Annotated in this window: 16 protein-coding genes and 1 pseudogene; 10 read left to right on the top strand and 7 right to left on the bottom strand. The window is 68.3% G+C overall.

Going from position 1 to position 18,468, the window contains the following annotated elements:
- Positions 1 to 154 precede the first annotated feature (154 nt).
- Together NO900_RS10900 and NO900_RS10895 are read right to left on the bottom strand one after the other, a co-directional pair.
- Positions 155 to 994: a hypothetical protein gene (locus tag NO900_RS10900; protein WP_256409248.1), complete on the bottom strand. Its 840-nt coding sequence runs from the start codon at positions 992 to 994 to the stop codon at positions 155 to 157.
- Between the two features lie 143 nt (positions 995 to 1,137).
- Positions 1,138 to 2,076: a coiled-coil domain-containing protein gene (locus NO900_RS10895; RefSeq protein WP_256409247.1), complete on the bottom strand. Its 939-nt coding sequence runs from the start codon at positions 2,074 to 2,076 to the stop codon at positions 1,138 to 1,140.
- A 196-nt stretch (positions 2,077 to 2,272) separates the two neighbouring features.
- On the opposite strand from NO900_RS10895, the gene NO900_RS10890 reads away from it, so the two are divergent.
- From NO900_RS10890 to NO900_RS10860, 7 genes are all read left to right on the top strand, one after another.
- Positions 2,273 to 3,511: a PstS family phosphate ABC transporter substrate-binding protein gene (locus NO900_RS10890; RefSeq protein WP_256409246.1), complete on the top strand. Its 1,239-nt coding sequence runs from the start codon at positions 2,273 to 2,275 to the stop codon at positions 3,509 to 3,511.
- 159 nt (positions 3,512 to 3,670) lie between these two features.
- Positions 3,671 to 4,804 carry a phosphate ABC transporter permease subunit PstC gene (gene pstC / locus NO900_RS10885; protein WP_256409245.1) on the top strand — a complete coding sequence of 378 codons (1,134 nt, stop codon included), beginning with the start codon at positions 3,671 to 3,673 and terminating at the stop codon, positions 4,802 to 4,804.
- Complete coding sequence (pstA, locus tag NO900_RS10880; protein ID WP_256409244.1) at positions 4,804 to 6,432, top strand: phosphate ABC transporter permease PstA; 1,629 nt, start codon at positions 4,804 to 4,806, stop codon at positions 6,430 to 6,432. Before pstC ends, pstA begins: the two co-directional genes overlap by 1 nt.
- Positions 6,433 to 6,438: 6 nt before the next feature.
- A complete protein-coding gene (gene pstB / locus NO900_RS10875) occupies positions 6,439 to 7,374 on the top strand; it encodes a phosphate ABC transporter ATP-binding protein PstB (RefSeq protein ID WP_256409243.1) in 936 nt (311 codons plus the stop codon).
- Positions 7,375 to 7,378: 4 nt separating this feature from the next.
- Positions 7,379 to 8,050, top strand: coding sequence for a phosphate signaling complex protein PhoU (gene phoU, locus NO900_RS10870; RefSeq protein ID WP_256409242.1), 672 nt, complete (start codon positions 7,379 to 7,381; stop codon positions 8,048 to 8,050).
- Between the two features lie 2 nt (positions 8,051 to 8,052).
- Positions 8,053 to 9,078, top strand: coding sequence for an AbrB/MazE/SpoVT family DNA-binding domain-containing protein (locus NO900_RS10865; protein ID WP_256409241.1), 1,026 nt, complete (start codon positions 8,053 to 8,055; stop codon positions 9,076 to 9,078).
- 136 nt (positions 9,079 to 9,214) lie between these two features.
- Positions 9,215 to 9,898 (top strand): metallophosphoesterase family protein, encoded by a 684-nt coding sequence (locus NO900_RS10860; RefSeq protein ID WP_256409240.1) that lies wholly within the window; start codon positions 9,215 to 9,217, stop codon positions 9,896 to 9,898.
- 65 nt (positions 9,899 to 9,963) lie between these two features.
- Here the strand turns inward: NO900_RS10860 and ppk1 are convergent, their stop codons facing one another.
- From ppk1 to NO900_RS10845, 3 genes are all read right to left on the bottom strand, one after another.
- Positions 9,964 to 12,369, bottom strand: coding sequence for a polyphosphate kinase 1 (ppk1, locus tag NO900_RS10855; protein WP_256409239.1), 2,406 nt, complete (start codon positions 12,367 to 12,369; stop codon positions 9,964 to 9,966).
- 132 nt (positions 12,370 to 12,501) lie between these two features.
- Positions 12,502 to 12,873: a hypothetical protein gene (locus NO900_RS10850; protein ID WP_256409238.1), complete on the bottom strand. Its 372-nt coding sequence runs from the start codon at positions 12,871 to 12,873 to the stop codon at positions 12,502 to 12,504.
- A gap of 178 nt (positions 12,874 to 13,051) precedes the next feature.
- Positions 13,052 to 13,507 (bottom strand): arsenate reductase/protein-tyrosine-phosphatase family protein, encoded by a 456-nt coding sequence (locus NO900_RS10845; protein ID WP_256409237.1) that lies wholly within the window; start codon positions 13,505 to 13,507, stop codon positions 13,052 to 13,054.
- Positions 13,508 to 13,762: 255 nt separating this feature from the next.
- Between NO900_RS10845 and NO900_RS10840 the strand changes: the two genes are divergently transcribed.
- Positions 13,763 to 14,212, top strand: a complete 450-nt coding sequence (locus NO900_RS10840) for a pyridoxamine 5'-phosphate oxidase family protein (protein WP_256409236.1) — start codon at positions 13,763 to 13,765, stop codon at positions 14,210 to 14,212.
- 45 nt (positions 14,213 to 14,257) lie between these two features.
- Here the strand turns inward: NO900_RS10840 and NO900_RS10835 are convergent, their stop codons facing one another.
- Positions 14,258 to 16,207 (bottom strand): type II secretion system F family protein, encoded by a 1,950-nt coding sequence (locus NO900_RS10835; RefSeq protein WP_256409235.1) that lies wholly within the window; start codon positions 16,205 to 16,207, stop codon positions 14,258 to 14,260.
- Positions 16,204 to 16,923, bottom strand: a pseudogene (locus NO900_RS10830) (secretion system protein); the annotation flags it as partial. The gene NO900_RS10835 and the pseudogene NO900_RS10830, both read right to left, overlap by 4 nt.
- Before the next feature lie 49 nt (positions 16,924 to 16,972).
- On the opposite strand from NO900_RS10830, the gene NO900_RS10825 reads away from it, so the two are divergent.
- Both NO900_RS10825 and NO900_RS10820 read left to right on the top strand, forming a co-directional pair.
- Positions 16,973 to 17,500, top strand: coding sequence for a hypothetical protein (locus NO900_RS10825; protein WP_256409234.1), 528 nt, complete (start codon positions 16,973 to 16,975; stop codon positions 17,498 to 17,500).
- Between the two features lie 2 nt (positions 17,501 to 17,502).
- Entirely contained in the window at positions 17,503 to 18,462 is a 960-nt protein-coding gene (locus tag NO900_RS10820) for a tyrosine-type recombinase/integrase (RefSeq protein ID WP_256409233.1), read from the top strand.
- Positions 18,463 to 18,468: the final 6 nt, after the last annotated feature.

The following is an 18,468-nucleotide window of genomic DNA, read 5'->3' as shown; positions in this document are numbered from 1 at the left end:
CGACGGGATGAAAGCGAGCGGTACGGCTCTTTACCCTTACTATGAGAGATATATACTCCTCTATCGAACCGGCTAGCGGTCGTGCGGTGCGCTCGTCATTTACTCGCTCCGGTTAGCCCGAATGACGGGGTCTCGGCTACCCGCGGATCCTAACCTACCGACTATCGTTCGTTGCGTCGACCGTCGATCCCCCGTTCGCCTCAGATCCGGGCTCGAAGCGACTATTCGCGCGAGCGGCGGGGAGCCACGCAGGCGGTGCGACGCCGCTCGCCGACCGAGACGTGACGCTGTACTGGAACCGCTTGGGCTCGCCGCCCTGGTCGTACAGGAGTTGAGCCTCTCGAACGACCCCGTCCTCGCCCACGGTCAGATATCCCCGAACGTCGGTCGCGTTCCGGACGGCGACGTCGGTGATCGCGTATCGGATGCGGCGTTCGCCAGCGTTCTCGGTGACCCGGACCGCTCGAAACTCGCCGATCGTCAGAATCCTGGAGACCACCGCCCACATCGAGTCGGCCGCGCGGAACCGGGTCTCGTCGACCGAGCCGTTCGTCGCCTCGAAAGCGGCCTGCCCGTTCCGCCCGCTACGGCTGTGTCGAACGTTCGACTCGACGTAAACGTCGCTCTGACTGACGTCGGCGTACCCGTTGTGCACGTCGAGACGGAACCGGGCCCGCGTCGCGCTCGCTTCGTACTGGTAGTCGGCGTACGCGCCGGGACGGAATCGTTCGAGAGCGACCCCGGACACCGGCTCCGTCCGGAGGAACGCGATCGACTGCCTGCGGGCCGTCGCGATCTCGATCTCCGACCGGGAGAACCCCTCCGGGAACTCGGCGTCGGCGAGCGCCTCGTTGGGGACGGCGGTCGCGTTCGATGTCGGATCCGTCGCCGAGGGGTCCGTTGTCCGGGCGTGGTCGTCGAAGGCGACGCCCCCACACCCTGCGAGAGCGAGGAGAAACACGACCGCGATCGCGGCGGAGATCCTCCGAGACACGTCGTTTTCTCGTGGTCACCGGATAATGAAGCTGTTGACGCCCCGCGCTGCGATCGCCACCGCCGACGCTGCACTAATCTGTCCCCCGATCGGGGGTCGGATCGGAAACGGAGTCATCGGGGGGCAATCCGGGCGACCCGTCCTCAGTCCCCGCTCGATCTGTCGGCCTGGATCCCCTCGCGTGCCCTCTGAATTACCTCGTCGACGCGACCCCAGGCGACCGGCGGGTCGACGGCCGAGAGCGCGTCGTCGAGCTCGTCCAGCCGCTCCTCGAACCGATCGTCCCAGTCCGGACGGTCCGCCAGCGCCGAGGCGCTCGCCGCCGCCTCGTCGCGGATCGATTCGATCCGCGCCTCGACATCGTCCGGGAACGACTTATCCTCGCGCTCCGCCCACTCGCGGAGGCCGGCCGCCTCGGTCCGGAGATCGGCGACGACGACATCGAGGACGCGCGCCTGCACGGCGGCGTCGAACCGCCGCTCCGGGTCGGGGTCATCCGCATTCCGAAGCGACTCGACGGTCTCTTCCAGGGACTCGGCGGACTCTTCCGCGGCCTCGACGTCGTCGACGAGCGCGTCGCGTCGCCGATTGGCCGACCCGAGCCACGCCTCGAACGCTTCGACCTCGGTTTCGAGGTCGTGGGCGACGCGGACGATCCGCTGCGCGTCGGTCGTTATCTCGTGGAGGTCGACAGCGGCCTCGTAGACATCGACCGGCGAGTCGAGGTCGTTCGCCGCGCCCGAAAGCTCCTCGCCGAGCCCCTCGACGTCCGACCGGAGGTCGGCGAGCCGCTCCTCGAAGGCGCGCTGTCGGACCCGAATAATCTCCAGATCCGGGGCGTCGGCGACGGCGTCGTTCGCCTCCTCGACGGTGCGCGTCGCGAGGTCCACCCGCGTCTCGGCGGTGGCGAGTATCTGGGAGACGTCGGTGACGGTCGCCTCGATCGCCTCGGGCGTGACGGTCCCGTCGTCGGTGAACGGGTCGAGCCACGTCCGGACCGACTCCGGGTCTTCACCCGTCCGGTCGGCGACGTCGTCGACGAGCTCGTCGAGGGGGACCTCCGGGGGCGCCGGCTCACTCATACCCCGCCGTTTCCGACGGGGGGTGGTATACTTTCCGTCAGAGTCGATCATTCATGAATTGTTCCCAGCATACCGATATTGCGTAGTATATAGCCGAAAGGGCGGCATATAGAAGGGGTACCGCTACGTGGTCCTCCACCTCCGAATATATCAAAATTATAAGCTGTTTTAGTGAGGCAAGGTGTGGACTCACGTGATGTCAGACCGGAACTGGACTGACGGCGGCGTATCGCGGCGGAAAGTCCTCATCACCTCGGGAGCGCTCGGCACCGCCGGCCTGGCGGGTTGCGGCGGTCAGAGCGAGAGCGGCGACGGCGGCTCCGGCGGATCTGGCGGCGACGGCGGTGACGAAATGGACGACGACTCCGGCAGCGACGGCGACGACGGCGGCTCCGGGCCGAGCACGGCGCTGCTCAACGCGGAGGGCTCCTCGACGGTGTACCCCATCTCGAACACCGGGAGCTCGTACTGGAACTCCAACGCCCCGCCGAGCGACGGCGAGTACTGGGGCGCGAACGATGAGGGCTCGGTCCCCGGCTGGAACGCGCTCGCGTCCGACGGCGCGGACGACATGCTCATCGCCGACTACTTCGCCTCGAAGTTCGGCTTCGAGCCGACCGACCAGCGCTCTTCGCCGCCGTTCCCGACGACGGTCGGCCTGAGTCACTCCGGGACCGGCTGCGAGGCCGTCACCGAGGGGCTCGTCGACATCGGCAACTCCTCCGGACCGATCACGGCCGAGCTCGGCTGGAGCGAGGAGAAGGCCCAGAGCGAGGTCGTCGACAACGTCGTCGGCCGCGACGGGCAGCCGGTCGTCGTCAGCTCCGACGTCGCGGACGCCGGCGTCAGCCAGCTGACGGGCGAGGACATCCGCGGGATCTATCAGGACGAGATCACCAACTGGAACGAGATCGAGGGCGTCGACTACGACCAGGAGATCTACGCCATCGGCCGCGCCGAGGGGTCCGGCACCGACACCTCGTTCCGGCTGAACATGCTCGGCGGGGCCGACGCCGCGATGCCCGGCGTCGACACCCGCTTCGGCCAGAACCAGCAGGTCGCGCAGGCGGTCGCCCAGAACGAGGGCGCCATCGCGTACATGGCGCTGGCGTTCACCGGCGAACAGGTCCAGCCCATCGCGATCGACTTCGACGGCACGCTGTACGAGACCAGCCGCGACGCGGAGAACACGATCTTCGACAGCAGCTACCCGCTCAACCGCGACCTCCACATGTACACCCTCATCGAGGAGAGCAACCCCGACGGCGGCGGGTACGACCGGCGCGAGGCGGCGTTCGTCAACATGTTCCTCAACGAGTTCGGACAGAGCGTCTTCGTCGAGGGGAACAACTACATCCCGCTCCCGACGAGCGACCTCGAATCGATGAAAGAGCAGGTCTCGTCGGTCGCCACCGAGGACCTGCTGACGCCCTGACGACGGGGGACTTCGGTCACGCGCTGTCGGGATCCGCCGCGCTCCCCGAGGGCTCGGCTCCCCTCGGACGCCTGCGCCCCTGTGGCGTTCGGAACCCGCCTTCGACGCAGACGACGTTTCTACGACACACGGAACACACATGCCACTCATCCCAACTCCATGGCACAGGTAACAGACCCCCGAGACGGACGGATCCGGAGCGCGGTCGACGAGCAGGTCCGGCGAACCAGGCGGTTCGTCGACGAGACCGAACCGGCCGCGCTGGCGGTCATCGCGGTGATGGCGCTATCGCTCCTCGGCGCCCTCGTCGGGTTCCTCGCCGTCTCGAACTGGACGATCGTCCCCTTCGCCGCCTTCCTCGCCTCGTCGGCGGTCGGCTGGGTCCGCTATCAGGAGGAGACGGCGTACGTCATCGCGCTGATGATGACCGTGTCGACGATCCTCATCCTCGGCCTGATCATCGTGTTCATCTTCCGGGAGTCGATCCCGGTGATCCGGTACGAGAGCGCGACGGTGTACGGGATCACCGTCCCCGGCCTCCGGATGTTCATCCAGCCGAACTGGGACGCGGTCTCGCCGCCCATCCGGTACTCGATGGTGCCGATGATCCACGGCACGGTGATGGTGACGCTCATCGCGTCCGCCGTCGCCGCGCCGCTCGGCGTCTCCGCGGCGCTGTTCCTCTCGGAGATCGCTCCCGCGACCGTCCGCGAGGTCGTCAAGCCCGGCGTCGAGATCCTCGCCGGCATCCCCTCAATCGTCTACGGGTTCATCGGCTTCACCGTGCTCGGGCCGTGGGCCTCCGACCAGTTCCAGACGACCGGCCAGGGGTCGTACCTCTTCGTCGGCATCGTCGTCGGCCTGATGGCGCTCCCGACCGTCGTCTCCGTCGCGGAGGACGCGCTGAGCAGCGTCCCGGAGTCGATGAAGAGCGGGTCGCTGGCGATGGGGACGACCGACTGGCAGACGATGACCTCGATCACGCTGCCGGCGGCGTTCTCCGGCGTCTCCGCCGCGGTCCTGCTCGGCGTCGGTCGCGCGATCGGCGAGACGATGGCCGCCACGGTGATGCTCCGCGGCGTCCCGCGCCTCACGGAGCCGCTCGTCAACGTCTTCTACGGCCAGGAGACGCTGACCTCGATCATCGCCCGGAACTACGGCGAGGCCGACGGGCTCCAGATGGACGCGCTGTTCGTCGCCGGCGTGATCCTGTTCGTCACCGTCCTCGTCATCTCGATCGGCGCGCAGTACATCGAGTGGCGGATGCACAAGCGGCTGGGGGGTGAGATCTGATGGCGGGAGCGGGCCGGACCGACACGCGGCTGGTCGAGTCGGAGACGACCGAGACGGACGCCGTCGCCGCGGTGGCCGTCGGGCTCTCGGCGGTCCTGTTCGCGCTCGCCGTCGCGGCGATGTTCGAGCGCGTCAGCCTCACCGGGTCGCTGCTCGGAGTCCGGACCGTGACGCTGCTCGGCGGCCTCCTGACGGCGCTCGGCGTCGCGGTGGCCGCCTTCGGCGTCGGGTCGCGGTTCGGCTACGTCGAGACGAATCCGGACCCGAGCGCCGGGCTCGTCGCCGGGTTCGGCGCCGCCGTCCCGTGGGTGCTGATCGGGGGCAGCGTCGCGAGCCAGACGCTCGGCCTCGGCGCGGGAGTCGGCGTCGTCGCCGGGGTCGCTACCGGCGCCGTCGCCTTCGCGCTCACCGTCCTCCCGCGCGAGGACCTCGGATCGACGCTCCCGCTCGGCGCCCTCCTCGCGCTGACGGGGCTCGTCTTCCTGACCGGGATCATCGGTCCGACGTGGACGTGGGAGCTCGGCTGGGAACAGCAGGCCGCGATCACCGCCGAGTTCCTCATCCCCGCGGCGACGCTGTTCACCGCGCTGTACGGCGGGTGGGCGTCGGCGAAGGCGTACGGCGGCTTCGGCGCCCGCGGGCGACACATGGGCGCGTACGTGCTCGTCTACGTGAACGCGCTCTCCATCGTTGCCTTCCTGTTCATCCTCGTCGCCTTCGTGGTCGTTCAGGGAATCCCCGGCCTGCTGAACGGCACCGAGTTCGGACTCGGGAGCGGACCGACGACGTCGATCTTCGGCGTGTCGGTCGCGCTCCCGGTCTCGGTTCCGTTCCTCATGAACGGCGTCGCCCTGTTCAACGACTTCCAGGGCGTGCTGCCGGCGATCGTCGGCACGGTTTGGCTCGTCGTCGGCGCGGTCGTGCTGGCGGTCCCGCTGGGCGTCGGCGCGGCGCTGTTCCTCACCGAGTACGCCGAGCGCGGCCGGTTCACCCAGGTCGTCGAGGTCGCCACCAACGGCCTGTGGAGCACCCCGAGCATCGTCTTCGGGCTGTTCGGGTTCGCCTTCCTCATCCCGCGGTTCGGCAACGGGAAGTCGCTGCTCTCGGGCATGATCACGCTCGGCTTCATGCTGCTGCCGCTCGTGGTCATCACCTCGCGCGAGGCGATGCTCTCAGTTCCCGACGAGTACCGCGACGCGAGCGCCGCCCTCGGCGTGTCGAAGTGGCAGACGATCCGGAGCGTCGTCCTCCCCGCGGCGCTCCCGGGCGTCGTCACCGGCGTCATCCTCGGCGTCGGCCGGATCGCCGGCGAGACGGCGCCGATCCTGCTGACGATGGCCGGCGGGACGTTCGTCCCGGGCTCCCAGACGGCCGACGTCATCGGCGGCTTCCAGTTCACGTCGGCGCCGCCGTTCGTCGCGAACCCGGAGCTCCTCCAGGCCACCTCGGCCCTCCCGTACCAGCTGTACGCGCTGATCACGGCCGGCGTCGGCGCGAGCAGCAACGTCGGCAACGCGGACGAGTTCCGCTGGGCGACGGCGCTCGTGCTGCTCGTCGTCGTCCTCTCCTTCTACGCGATCGGCATCGCGACGCGCTACTACTTCCGGCGGCGGCTCAGACACACCTGATCACCAATGAGCGAGAACACCAACCCACGGACCCAGACGGAACCGCAGACCGAGACCGCGACGACGGAGACCGACCAGCCGCTCACGACGACGACCGGCGAGACGGACGAGCAGGCGCAAGACGAGTGGACCGAGTACGAGTTCGCCGGCGAGGCGAAGATGACCGTCGAGGACCTCGACGTCCACTACGGCGACGACCACGCGCTGAAAGGGGTCTCGATGGAGATTCCTGAAAAGAGCGTCACGGCGCTGATCGGTCCCTCGGGTTGCGGCAAGTCGACGTATCTCCGGTGTCTCAACCGGATGAACGACCGAATCAAGTCGGCGGACGTCGACGGGTCCGTCCGTCTCGACGGCGAGGAGATCTACCAGGACGGCGTCAACCTCGTCGAGCTGCGGAAGCGGGTCGGCATGGTGTTCCAGTCGCCGAACCCCTTCCCGAAGTCGATCCGCGAGAACATCGCGTACGGGCCGAAGAAGCACGGCGACCTCGATACGGGCCTCCTCGCCAGGCTGTTGAACCGGAGCGACGCCGAGGAGCGCGACCGACTCGTCGAGCGGTGCCTCCGCGACGCGGCGCTGTGGGACGAGGTGAGCGACCGGCTCGACGACAACGCGCTCGGGCTCTCCGGCGGGCAGCAGCAGCGGCTCTGTATCGCCCGCTGCCTCTCCGTCGACCCGGAGATCATCCTGATGGACGAGCCCGCGTCGGCGCTCGACCCGATCGCCACGGCGAAGATCGAGGACCTGATCGACGACCTCTCCGAGGAGTACACGGTCGTCATCGTCACCCACAACATGCAGCAGGCCGCGCGGATCTCCGACCAGACCGCGGTGTTCCTCACGGGCGGCGAGCTCGTCGAGTACGGCGAGACGGACCAGGTGTTCGAGAACCCGCGCAGCGAGCGCGTGGAGGACTACATCACGGGGAAGTTCGGGTAATCGCATGCCCCGGGAACGCTATCAGGACTCGCTCGACGAGCTCCGGTCCGACGTGCTCGCGATGGGCGATCGGGTCGTCGAACGGCTCGATGAGGGCCTCGAAGCCATCGAGACCCGCGACGAGTCGCTGGCGCGGGACGTCGTCGACGGCGACGCCGAGATAAACGAGACGTACCTGCGGTTGGAGGACCGCTGCGTCGACCTGTTCGCGCTCCAGCAGCCGGTCGCCGGCGACCTCCGGTTCGTCACCGCCTCGTTCAAGATCATCACCGACCTCGAACGGGTCGGCGACCTCGCCGTCAACCTCGCGAACTACTCGCGGGCCGCGACGCGGACGGTCGCGCCCGACGCGGAGATCGACGCGATCGGGGAGGCGGCGCGCGCGCTTCTCGAACGCAGCCTCGCGGCGTACGCGGCGCGAGACGCCGACGAGTGTCGCGCGATCGCCGAGGCCGACGACGAGGTCGACGCGATGTGTCAGCACGCCAGCGAGAGCGTCACCCGAGACCTGATCGCGCAGAACGACGACGACTCGTGGGCCGCCGAGCGGCTGTTGGACGACGTCTCGCGCGTGCTGCTGACGATCCGAGACCTGGAGCGGGTCGCGGACCACGCCGTGAACATCGCGGCGCGCACCCTGTACATGGTCGAGAACGACCCGGAGCTGCTCTACTGATCATGGAGACGCGAAAGGTTCAGACCGTCGGAAACGGAACGTACACCGTCTCGCTCCCGAAGGCGTGGGCCGAGTCGCACGGCCTCTCCGCCGGCGACGTCGTGACGCTGCACGACCACGTCGACGGGGTGTTGGCGGTCCAAGCGCGGGAGCGAACGCACGACGAGGCGCCGGTCTCCGCCCGGATCGAGTCGAGCGACCCGGCGGTGATCGAGCGCGCGCTGCGGGCGGCGTACGCGGCCGGCGCGCGGGAGGTCGCGATCGAGCGCGACGGGCCGCTCACGCCGGAAGCCCGGCGCGTCGTCGAGCGGGTCGCCCGCGAGCGGATCGGGGTGTCGGTGGCCGCGGAGTCGGAGGCCGCGACGACGGTGCGGATCATGCTGGACTCTGAGGAGGTGTCGGTGAGCCAGTCGCTCCGGCAGCTGGCGTTCACCGTGCGCTCGGTCCACCGCGACGCCGTCGCCGCCCTCGCGTCGCCTCCGGACTCGCCGCCGATCGGCTCCCGGGACGAGCAGGTCGACCGCCTGTCGGCGATGGTCGAACGCTCCGTCTCCTGCGGCATGGCGGACCTTGGTGAGGTCGACTCCCTTGGTAAGAACCGCTCGGAGCTGTTCGAGACGTGGACCGCGATGCGCGAACTGGGCCGCGTCCGCGACGCCGCGGGAGCGATCGGCGACGCGGCGGCGTCCCTCGACGACCCCCCCACGGACGCGAGACTGGAGACGTGTCGCGACGTCGGCGACGCGGTCCGCGAGATCGTGTCCGACGGCGTGGACGTCGTCCTCGGCGACGCGGACGTCGACGCGGCGCGAGACGCCATCGGCGACCTCCGACGGGTCCGAGAGCGCCTCGACGCCTTCGATCGAACGCTGGACGACGCAGAGGGAGACACGGCGGCACTCCGCCGCGTCTCGCGGGGACTGCGCCGAACCGCGGAGTGCGGCGACCGGATCGCGGAGGTCGGGCTCCGCCGCGCGGTCCGTTGCGGGGAGCCGATAGGCGATCCGGAGCCGGAACGGCTGGACTAACGTCGCTGACCCCTCCTGACGTCGCGACGGTCGACCCGCGCCCACGAGGGCTACATAGCGATATAGTCCGCTATTAGAAACGGCTTAACCGGGCGAGCGGCTACGCGTGTTCGAACGCGTCCCCTAACACCACCATATGAGCACGAAACCTCAGTTCGGCGCCGACCTCGAAGCACGTCACGCGCGGTTCGACGTCGATCGGTACGAAGACGTCTACGTCGTCGGAGACGTTCACGGGAGCTTGGACGCTCTCAAGCGGCTCCTCGCGCGGCTCGAATTGAACGACGACGACCTCGTTATCTTCGTCGGCGACCTCGTGCGGAAGGGCCCCGACAGCCCCGGTGTCGTCGACTTCGTCCGCGCGGACCCGCGTCTCGTCAGCGTCCGCGGGAACAACGAACAGAAGATCCTGCGCGGCGACAAGGACCCCGACTGGCTCCGCGAGGGGGACCGGGAGTACTTCGAGTCGCTTCCGATCGCGATCTCGTTCGACGCCGCGCTCGTCGTTCACGGCGGCGTCGACCCCGAACGGTCGCTCGAAGACCACACCGCCGACGAGCTGCTGACGATGCGTTCCCCGCACGGCGACGGGTACGACGGGCCGTTCTGGTACGACGACTACGACGGACCGCACCGCGTCTTCTTCGGTCACACGGTCCACGATCGGCCGGTGGACCGCGAACACGCCGTCGGCCTCGACACCGGCTGCGTCTACGGCGGCGAGCTCACCGCGTACGACTACCGGAACGACGAGTTCCGTACCGTCGCGTCGAAGACCCATCAGGATCGCGCCAGCTCGAAGGTCGTCGACCCCGCCTGAGCGGTCTCACCGGCCTGCGGTCGAGTCCGTCTCCACGGAAGCGGAGCGACGACGACGCCGGCGATTCACTCCTCGTCTCGGTCCTCGGAGTCGTCGTACTCCGCCCGCAGCCGACGGCGCGCCCCGTCCCGCGTCCTGAAGTATCGTCGCTCGCCGTCGGTCGTCCGGACCGCCCAGCCGTACGTGTCGCTATCCGGACGATACCAGCGCTCGGCGTACGCGTCGAAGACGGACGCGTCCCCGCCGTCCGAACGCGGTCGCCCACCGTCGTCATCGGGAGCGATCTCGTCGGGGTCCGCGGAGTCAGCGTCCGGCTCCTCCTCTCCGACGTCCTCGACGAGCAGTTCCTCCTCGACGAGGTCCGGATCGACCGCTATCCCGGGTCCGTACCCGCGGTCGAGGGCCGTCTCCGTGGCCGCCATCAGCGCCTCTTGGACATCTCGTACTGGTCCGTCGTCGGCCGGGGCCCGTTCGTAACTCCCGTCGCTCCCCATCACCCACCGACGGCGGTTGTCGCTCAGAGAGGCCTCCAGGATGAACCGGAGCTGCTCTCGGAGCTCCGTGGCCTCGACGGGGGCGACCGCCTCGACGCGATAATCGAGGTTACGAGTCATCCAATCGGCCGACCCAATATACCACCGGGGTTCACCCCCGTTCTCGAAATAGAATATCCGGGCATGTTCGAGGAAGCGGCCGACGATCGAATGCACAGTGACGTTATCGCTTACCCCCTCGATACCGGGTCGGAGCCGACAGATGTCCCGGACGATCAGGTCGATCTCGACCCCGGCCATCGAGGCCCGGTACAGCTCCTCGACCATCGAGGGGTCTTCGAGCCCGTTCACCTTCACCACGATTCGCGCCCGCCGACCGGCCCGGGCGTGCTCGGCCTCTCGCCTGACCATCTCGGTGAACCGCTCCCGCATCGTGACGGGCGCGATCAGGAGCTTCCGGAAGCGGTCGTCGAGCGTCGGTCCGGTGAAGAAGTTGAACACCTTCGTGAGGTCGAACCCGATATCCCGGTCGGCGGTCAACAGCCCCAGGTCCGAGTACCCCTTCGCCGTCCCCGAGTGGTAGTTACCGGTGCCGACGTGCGAGTAGAGCTCGACGCCGTCGTCCTCCTGTCGAACGACGAGCGCCGTCTTGGTGTGCGTCTTCAGCCCCACGGTCCCGTAGGCGACGTGGATCCCCTCCTCTTCGAGCTGTCGGACCCATTCGAGGTTGTTCCGCTCGTCGAACCGGGCCTTGAGCTCGACCATCACCGCCACCTGTTTCCCGTTGTCGGCGGCGTCGATGAGGCTCTGGATCACCTTCGAGTCGCTCGCGGTCCGATAGATCGCGGCCTTCACCGCGAGCACGTCGGGGTCGTTCGCCGCCGCGTGAAGGAACCGCTGGACCGTCCCTTCGAAGGAGTGATACGGGTGATGCGCGAGGATATCGCCCGCTCGAATCTCTTCGAAGATATCGTTCGTCCCGTCTTGGCCGTCACTCGTCACCGATCCCAGTCGAGGATGTGGTTTCGGGGTCCATTCCGGGGGCTTGAGGTCGGGACGGTCGAGATCGACGAGCTCGAAGAAGTCCTCGAAGTCGATCGGACCGCTCCGGTGGAACACCTCGCTGTCGTCCACTTCGAGCTGTGTCTTCAGGATCGAGAGCGACTCCTCGGGCATGTCGTCGTCGACCTCCAGGCGGACGACCGTCGCGAAGCGACGCTGTTCGAGGACTTCCTCAACCATGTCGATGAGGTCCTCGGCCACCTCCTCGTCGCGCCGCACCTCGGCGTTCCGGGTGACCTTGAACTTGGACACGTCGCTGATCTCGAGGTCGGGGAGCAGGAGGTCGAGATTGGCCTCGATGAGGTCCTCGATGAGAACGTACTGCCCGCCCGCGTTGGGAACGGTTACGAGCCGGGGCTGGTTCGGCGGGATCTTGATCCGAGTGAACGTCGGCTCGTCGGTGTCGTTCGACGAGAGCACCGCGAGCGAGAGCGAGAGGTTCGAGATGAACGGAAACGGGTGCGCCGGATCGAACGCGAGCGGCGTCAGGGTGGGTAGGATGGACTCCTCGAAGTGGGTGCTCAGCTTTTCCTGTGTGTCCGCCTGCAACTCGTCGGGGGTGCGGATCTCGATCCCCTCGTCCGCGAGCGCCGGTCGCAGGACGGTCCGCCAGTACTCCGACTGCTCTCGAAAGAGCGGCCGCGCTTTCTCGAGCACCTCGGTCCACTGCTGTTCTGGCGTCCGGCCGTCCGCCGTCGTCTCGGTCACGCCGGCGTCGATCTGCTGTTTGAGACCGCCGACGCGTTTCATGAAGAACTCGTCCGTGTTCTTCGTAAAGAACGCGAGGAACCTGAGCCGTTCGAGCGGCGGGTTCCGCTCGTCCATCCCCTCGCGAAGGACGCGCTCCTGGAACGCGAGCTCGGAGAGCTCCCGATTGAGGTAGTAGTCGGGGTCGGTCAGATTGCGTTCACTCACCGCGACGCCCTCCAAGCGATACGCGGCCGTTTGAATCGGTCCCGGAGTCCGCGAGGTGTAACCTGCCTCGTCGTCTCGATTCACGCCGGATAGCTGTCGTCGGGTGCACGCCCAGCGGTCGCTCCGCGACCCTCACTGCGAGGGTCCCTCCTTGGAGGCGGAGCGGGGCGAGCCGGTCTCGACGGCCGGGTCGGACGACGACCCGACCCCGTCGCTCCCGAACTCGTGGCCACTGACCGCGTCGTCCGGGATCCCCGCCGCGTCGCGGTCCGTCCACTCGTCGACGGGAAGCCGTTGATACTCCTCCGGGGAGACGATCACTTCGACGGCGTTTGCGGCCACCGCGTGCTTCCGAATCGCGGCCTTCGACTCAATGAGTTCGTGTTCGATCAGGTGGCGCTTTGCGGTCGCACGAAGGGATCGCTTCGAAACCTCGGCCCGCTTACTTCTGATCGCCAGCACGGCGTCGCATACCGGACAGGCGAGGAGTACGGCACGTGGCATAATTACGCCCACAGAGCGCGGGTACAAGAATCCCGATTTATACTGGTATGTTCAGATATATAGGACTCTGATCAACAAATACGGATATCTCGCGTCTCGAAAACGCGGCTGCCGAGCAGGCCGGTGAACGCGTCGAGTCTCGTCGACGGGTGGTGCCCCGATCCCGCCCATCCCCGCCTCACTCCGCGTCCGCCGGTTCCGACAGCAGCTCGTCGAACAGCGCGCCGACGCGGCCCTCGATCTCGTCGCGGATCGCGCGCACGTCCTCGATCGGACGCTCGTGCGGGTCGTCGAGCCCCCAGTCGCGGCTCTCGCCGTTCCACGTCGCCGGGCAGACGTCCGACGCCGAACAGCCCATCGTGACGACGAGGTCGACCGCGCGCAGCTCCTCGGGCGTCACCTCTCGCGGCGTCCGACCGCCGAGGTCGATGTCCACCTCCCTCATCGCCTCGACGACGACGCCGTGAACGCGGTCGGCGGGCCGCGTCCCGCCGGTGACGATCTCGACCCGATCGCCCGCGTTACGACGGTCGAGCTCGCGCGCCGCGAACGCCGCCGCCATCTGGCTCCGTCCCGCGTTCTGCACGCAGACGAACGCGACCCGGTGGTCCGGTCGACCGTTGTGGTTGCTCACGAGTCGGTATCCGGGGGATACCACTATAACCGTTACTCGGGACCGCTCCCGAGCGTTACGGGGCGTTACCGAGCGCTACCGAGCGTTACCGAGCCCCGACGCGGTTCGGGGCGAGCGCGACCGGCGCCGCGGCGACGCGCTCGTCCCCGCGCGGCCGCGAACCCCCGATCGCGTCCGTCGCGGCGCCGACCCGCGTTTCGAGCGGGCGAGAAACCGCGTCCGGCTACTTCCGTCCGGCGTGCGTCCCGCTACTGTATGACACGGTACCAAGCGCTGCTCGGCACCGACATGGACGACGCCGCCGTCGACGAGTTCCTGACGGAGATCGGCGTCGGCGTGCTCTCGATGAGCGCCGACGGGGTTCCCTACGGCGTGCCGCTGTCGTTCGGCTACGACGGCGACGACACGCTGTACTTCGCCTTCCTCGGCGGGACCGACGAGCTCCGGAAGGCGACGTACGCGGCGCAGTCCGAGGTCGCGAGCTTCGCCGCGTTCGACGTCGATCCCGACGGGTCGTGGCGGAGCGCGATCGTCGCCGGCCCGATCGACCGCATCGCGCCGGGGGAGTGGGACGCCGCGCGCGAGGCGATGGCGGACAACGCCTATCAGGCGACCCATCTCACCGAGTACGAGTTCCGGGAGGACCCGAACGTCTGGGCGCTCGAAGCCCGCGACCGGGCCGGCCGCGCCGTCGGGCGGGGGTGACGCTCGCGTCGTCGACGGGTAACGGCCGTACCGGGACGCTCGCGGCTACACCAGCCCGCCGACGGCGAAGACGGCGTGACAGATCGCCACGAGCAGCCCGGAGTGGAGCAGCGCCTCGTAGCGCCCGCGGGAGGCGGTGCCGGCGAACCAGCCGGACGCGAGCATCGTCGCCTGCGTGACCACGTACAGCCGGAACCGTTCGAGCTCCGGGTGGACCGTCTCCGGCTCGGTCACGAGGTCGGTGGCGGCGGCGAGGTCGGCGAGCCGCGCGGCGTCGATCACCTGGGTGTTGACGACGGCGACGACGGCGGCGACCAGCGCGGCCGCCGCCCAGCCGACCGCGACGTACGGGTGCATCGACGAGCGGAGCGCGCGCTGCTCGCTGTACAGCTGTCCCACCTCGATCCGGAGCGTCTCGAAGACGGCGTCGGCGTCGCCGCCGGCGTTCAGCGCGCCGGTGACGAGCCCGAGCGTCCCCTCGGCGAGCGGGGTCCCCACGCGCTCGACGAACCGGTCGATGGCGGCCGCGCGCACGTCGGCGGGCCCCTCGTCGCCCCCGGTCGCCGTCGTCGATCTCAGCGCGAACGCGAGGTCGGCCACGTCGTCGTCGAGCACGCCGAGGTCGACGTCGCGAGCGACGGTCGCGACCGCGTCCGGGAACGGGCGCCCGTGCGCGACGTGGCCGGAGACGGCGTGGACGAAGTCGGCGAGCTCCCGGTCCTTCGCGTCGTCGATCCGGGTGCGCCTGACCGCGACCGCGCCCACGGGCACCGCGAACGCCGCGTACGCGAGCAGCGCCACGTTGACCAGGGTGGTCCCCGCGAGCGCGAGGCCGACCGCGAGCAGGGCGGCCGGCGGCGCGCAGAGGACCGCGGCGCTCGCCGGATTGCGCCCGACTGAGCCGAGGATCTCGCGCGGCGACCCCGGCAGGTCGTAGCTCGCGCGCTGGTTCGGCGGGCGGAGCGTCCCGACGGCGACCGCGCCGGCGAGGCCGATGGCGACGAGGAAGGCGACGGCCCCGTAGAGCACGACCGCCCGCGTCGGCACCACCCCGACCGGCGTCTCGACCGGCGGAAGCAGCTCGGGGACGACGACCGTGAGCGCGGTCGCCGCGATGACGAGCAGCGCCGGCAGCACCAGCACGGCGACGAACAGCTCCGTGAGCAGCTCCAAGAACCGCCGGGCGCGCTTGCGGGCCCGGTCCTGTCGGTGGGCGAGCATCCGGCTCTCGGTCCGGAGATACTCCGCGAGCGCCGCGTCGCCGGTCGCCGCGTGCTTGCGGAACTTCAGGAGGAAGGGGGCGAGCAGCTCCCGCGAGGGCGTGTCGCGCGCGACCCGCCGGAGCCCCTCGTCGAGGCTCCCGGCGAGCCGCGCCGCGTTGAGCGCCTTCCGCAGCGAGGTGGCCGTCCCGCCGTAGGCGTCGCTCGCGGCGGTCTTCTCGACCATCTCGCGGGGGCCGTCGCTCCCGGACGCGAGCAGTTCGAGGTACCGGACGGCCGCCGGGAGCGTCCGCTCGATGTCGGTCCGGCGCGTCGCCGTGAGCCACCGGAGGCGGAGCCCGCCGAGCCGCACCGTCGCCCGCTTCGCGAGGAGCCCGGCCGCCGCGGCGAGCCCGACGGCGACCGCCGCGGGCGACGCCGACCCGACCGGCGCGGCGCCCCCGACCGCCCGCTCGGCGACCGCGAGCAGCCCCGGCACCGCGCCGATCGCGACGAGGAGGGTCGGCGCGGCGACGGCGAGCGCGACGAGCCACGAGCACCCGTACACCCGCGACAGGTACGTCTCGAACCCGGTGTCCAGCGCGGTCCCGCGGTACCGCTTCCGGTCGGCGTCGTGCCGCCGGTCGCCCGCGTGCCGCGCGAACAGCGCGTAGAGGGCCCGGTCGATCACGGCCGAGCGACCCTCCCGCAGGAACCCGTCGGCCTCGGCGGCGTCGACGGCTCGCCCGAGCCCGCCGCTCCCGTCGTCGCCGTCGGCGGTCGGCTCCCGGCTCACGGCCGCCTCCGGTCGCCGCGCCGGTCGCCCCCGTCGGCTCCGTCGCCCTCTCCGGCTCGGTCGCCCCCGCCGGCGCCGCCGTCCTCGCGGCACATCGTCCGCGCCGCGCGCTCGACGGTCGCGGCCTCGTCGGTCCGGAGGTCGGCGAGGAACTCGAACAGCGCGTCGGCGTCGTCGACCCCCTCCCGGACGAGGTACTCGACGTACCGCCGCTTGGCGGCGAACTCCGACCGCACGGCGTCGACCTCGCGGTCGGTGTGGTCGGCGATCCGGTCGAACGCGCGGAGGCGCGGTCCCCCGTCGGTGGCGCCCGCCGCGTCGCCCTCCGGCGCGCCCGGGAACCGGAACGCCCCGTCCGCGTCGCGCCACGCGACCGCGTTGTAGTACACCGCCTCGCCGCCCTTGTCGACGACGCCGGCGCCGCCGCGCTCGGGGTTCCCGGCGGGGCTCCGCTTCGCCTCCGGGTCGAGGGCCTCGTACTCCTCGGCCGAGAGGAGCTCGACCGCCCGCGAGACGTACCGCTCGCCGTCGATCTGCCGCGGGAAGACGACGAGATCGATCTCGCGGAGGAGGTACGGCGGGAGCCCGCGCTCGACCACGCGGTTCGCGAGCGCCTCGACGTCCTCGGCGTGCGTCGACCCGATCACGCCGTGGCCCGTGTTCAGCGTCTCCGCGAACGTCTCGAAGCTCGCGGGCGTGTTGATCTCGGCGATAAGTGTCTTTTTGTGATTAAAATTTATGTACACAGAGGTTTGTTGTACTCACATGGGCGAGGGAGAGTACACCCGCGTCAACATGCGAGTTGAATCGGAGACGAAAGAGCGGTGGACGGACTTCGTCGACGAGTCGGACAATTACACGTCACTGTCGGGGCTAATCCGTACCGCCGTCAAGAACGAGATTGACCAAAGTCACGCGCCGAGTGGACAGACGAACGACGACGGTGACGGACAAGCGGATGATGATCGTCTCGCCGAGCTGCTAGAGCGGGTTCAACGGGTTGAGGAGCATGTCGTCGAGATTGAGGATGGTGTCACCCGCGTTGAGGACAGAGGTTCCGTGCCGAAAGAGGCACAAGTCGATGAGCCCCGTGCGTACCCTGACGGAGAGGTGTTCGAGGCACTCCCCGAAGGTGACGACGTCGGCGACGGCGAGACCGTCGGACAACTCGCCGAGAAACTCCCCTACGGCGAGGGTGTCGTCGGTCATACTGTTCGATTCATGGAACAAAAGAGCGGACGTGTCAAGACCGATCGGGTCGGTGAACAGTCAGTCTACTGGAAGGAGGTGTAACGATGGACGGACTACACGATGACGTCGACAGTATCGCCCCGAAAATAGTGAGCGGCCCCAGCGACGCTCGTGTGAGCCGACTTCGACAGTTTAGCAGCTGGTGGGAAGAGAACGGTGAGGGCTCCCCACTTAAGGCGGATACAGGTGATGTCGTTGACTTCCTAAACAGCGAAGATGACCGCGGGCTCGCCCCTCACTCACTTGTCGGCACGAAGCAGACGCTATCGGAAATGTTTGATGCGGCGATCGATCTTGGCTATACGGATCGTCAAGATAATCCTGTCAAAAATGCGAATATCGGAAGATATGTCGACAGCTATGGTACCACCACGAGGAAACAAGAGTTTGCCGACAAGGAAGGTGTTGTTTATCTGGAGGCCGAGGAGACTCGGAAGCTACGTGAGAGCGTCCCCGCGCCGAAGGTTCGTAACGAACTACTCGTAAAACTGATGATTCAGGTCGGGGCGAGACGAAACGAAGTTACGAGTATCAAGTTAGATGATATTGACCGCGACAAGCGGGCTGTTACCCTTCGAGATGACAAGAAACAGAAGGTCCGCACTGTTCCGTATTCTGACTTGTCGCCTGAGCTTGATCTGTGGCTCGACAAGTATCGGGCGAGTAACAAGCCTGCGCAGCGCAGTGAGTATCTGTTCGTGACGGAACAGTCTGAGCAACTGTCACCCAACCGTATCGGTGAGATCATCAAAAAAGCCGCCGAGGAAGCGGGGATTCAAGAAGTAATGTACCACGATGCGAGCGGTAATCCACGGCGGAAGGTGACGCCTCATACTCTTCGACATACGTTTGCGGTTCGGATGTTGGAGGAGGGCGTCGATATACGGTACCTCCAGCAGCTGATGGGCCATACGGACATTTCCCAAACAGAAGTGTACCTGAAGATCACTGACAAAGAAGCCCGTGAGGCATATCGAGAAGCAAACCCAACATTTGAGGAGTGACAGCGG

It is taken from the genome of Halorubrum rutilum, assembly GCF_024494565.1.
Note: the sequence above shows the minus strand (reverse complement) of the source record. Positions and strands in the feature narration are given on the sequence as shown.

Excerpts from the sequence above, each read along its gene's own strand:
- NO900_RS10895 (WP_256409247.1), bottom strand. The coding sequence starts at position 2,076 with ATGAGTGAGCCGGCGCCCCCGGAGGTCCCCCTCGACGAGCTCGTCGAC.
- NO900_RS10890 (WP_256409246.1), top strand. The coding sequence starts at position 2,273 with ATGTCAGACCGGAACTGGACTGACGGCGGCGTATCGCGGCGGAAAGTC.
- pstC (WP_256409245.1), top strand. The coding sequence starts at position 3,671 with ATGGCACAGGTAACAGACCCCCGAGACGGACGGATCCGGAGCGCGGTC.
- pstA (WP_256409244.1), top strand. The coding sequence starts at position 4,804 with ATGGCGGGAGCGGGCCGGACCGACACGCGGCTGGTCGAGTCGGAGACG.
- pstB (WP_256409243.1), top strand. The coding sequence starts at position 6,439 with ATGAGCGAGAACACCAACCCACGGACCCAGACGGAACCGCAGACCGAG.
- phoU (WP_256409242.1), top strand. The coding sequence starts at position 7,379 with ATGCCCCGGGAACGCTATCAGGACTCGCTCGACGAGCTCCGGTCCGAC.
- NO900_RS10865 (WP_256409241.1), top strand. The coding sequence starts at position 8,053 with ATGGAGACGCGAAAGGTTCAGACCGTCGGAAACGGAACGTACACCGTC.
- NO900_RS10860 (WP_256409240.1), top strand. The coding sequence starts at position 9,215 with ATGAGCACGAAACCTCAGTTCGGCGCCGACCTCGAAGCACGTCACGCG.
- NO900_RS10850 (WP_256409238.1), bottom strand. The coding sequence starts at position 12,873 with ATGCCACGTGCCGTACTCCTCGCCTGTCCGGTATGCGACGCCGTGCTG.
- NO900_RS10840 (WP_256409236.1), top strand. The coding sequence starts at position 13,763 with ATGACACGGTACCAAGCGCTGCTCGGCACCGACATGGACGACGCCGCC.
- NO900_RS10825 (WP_256409234.1), top strand. The coding sequence starts at position 16,973 with ATGGGCGAGGGAGAGTACACCCGCGTCAACATGCGAGTTGAATCGGAG.
- NO900_RS10820 (WP_256409233.1), top strand. The coding sequence starts at position 17,503 with ATGGACGGACTACACGATGACGTCGACAGTATCGCCCCGAAAATAGTG.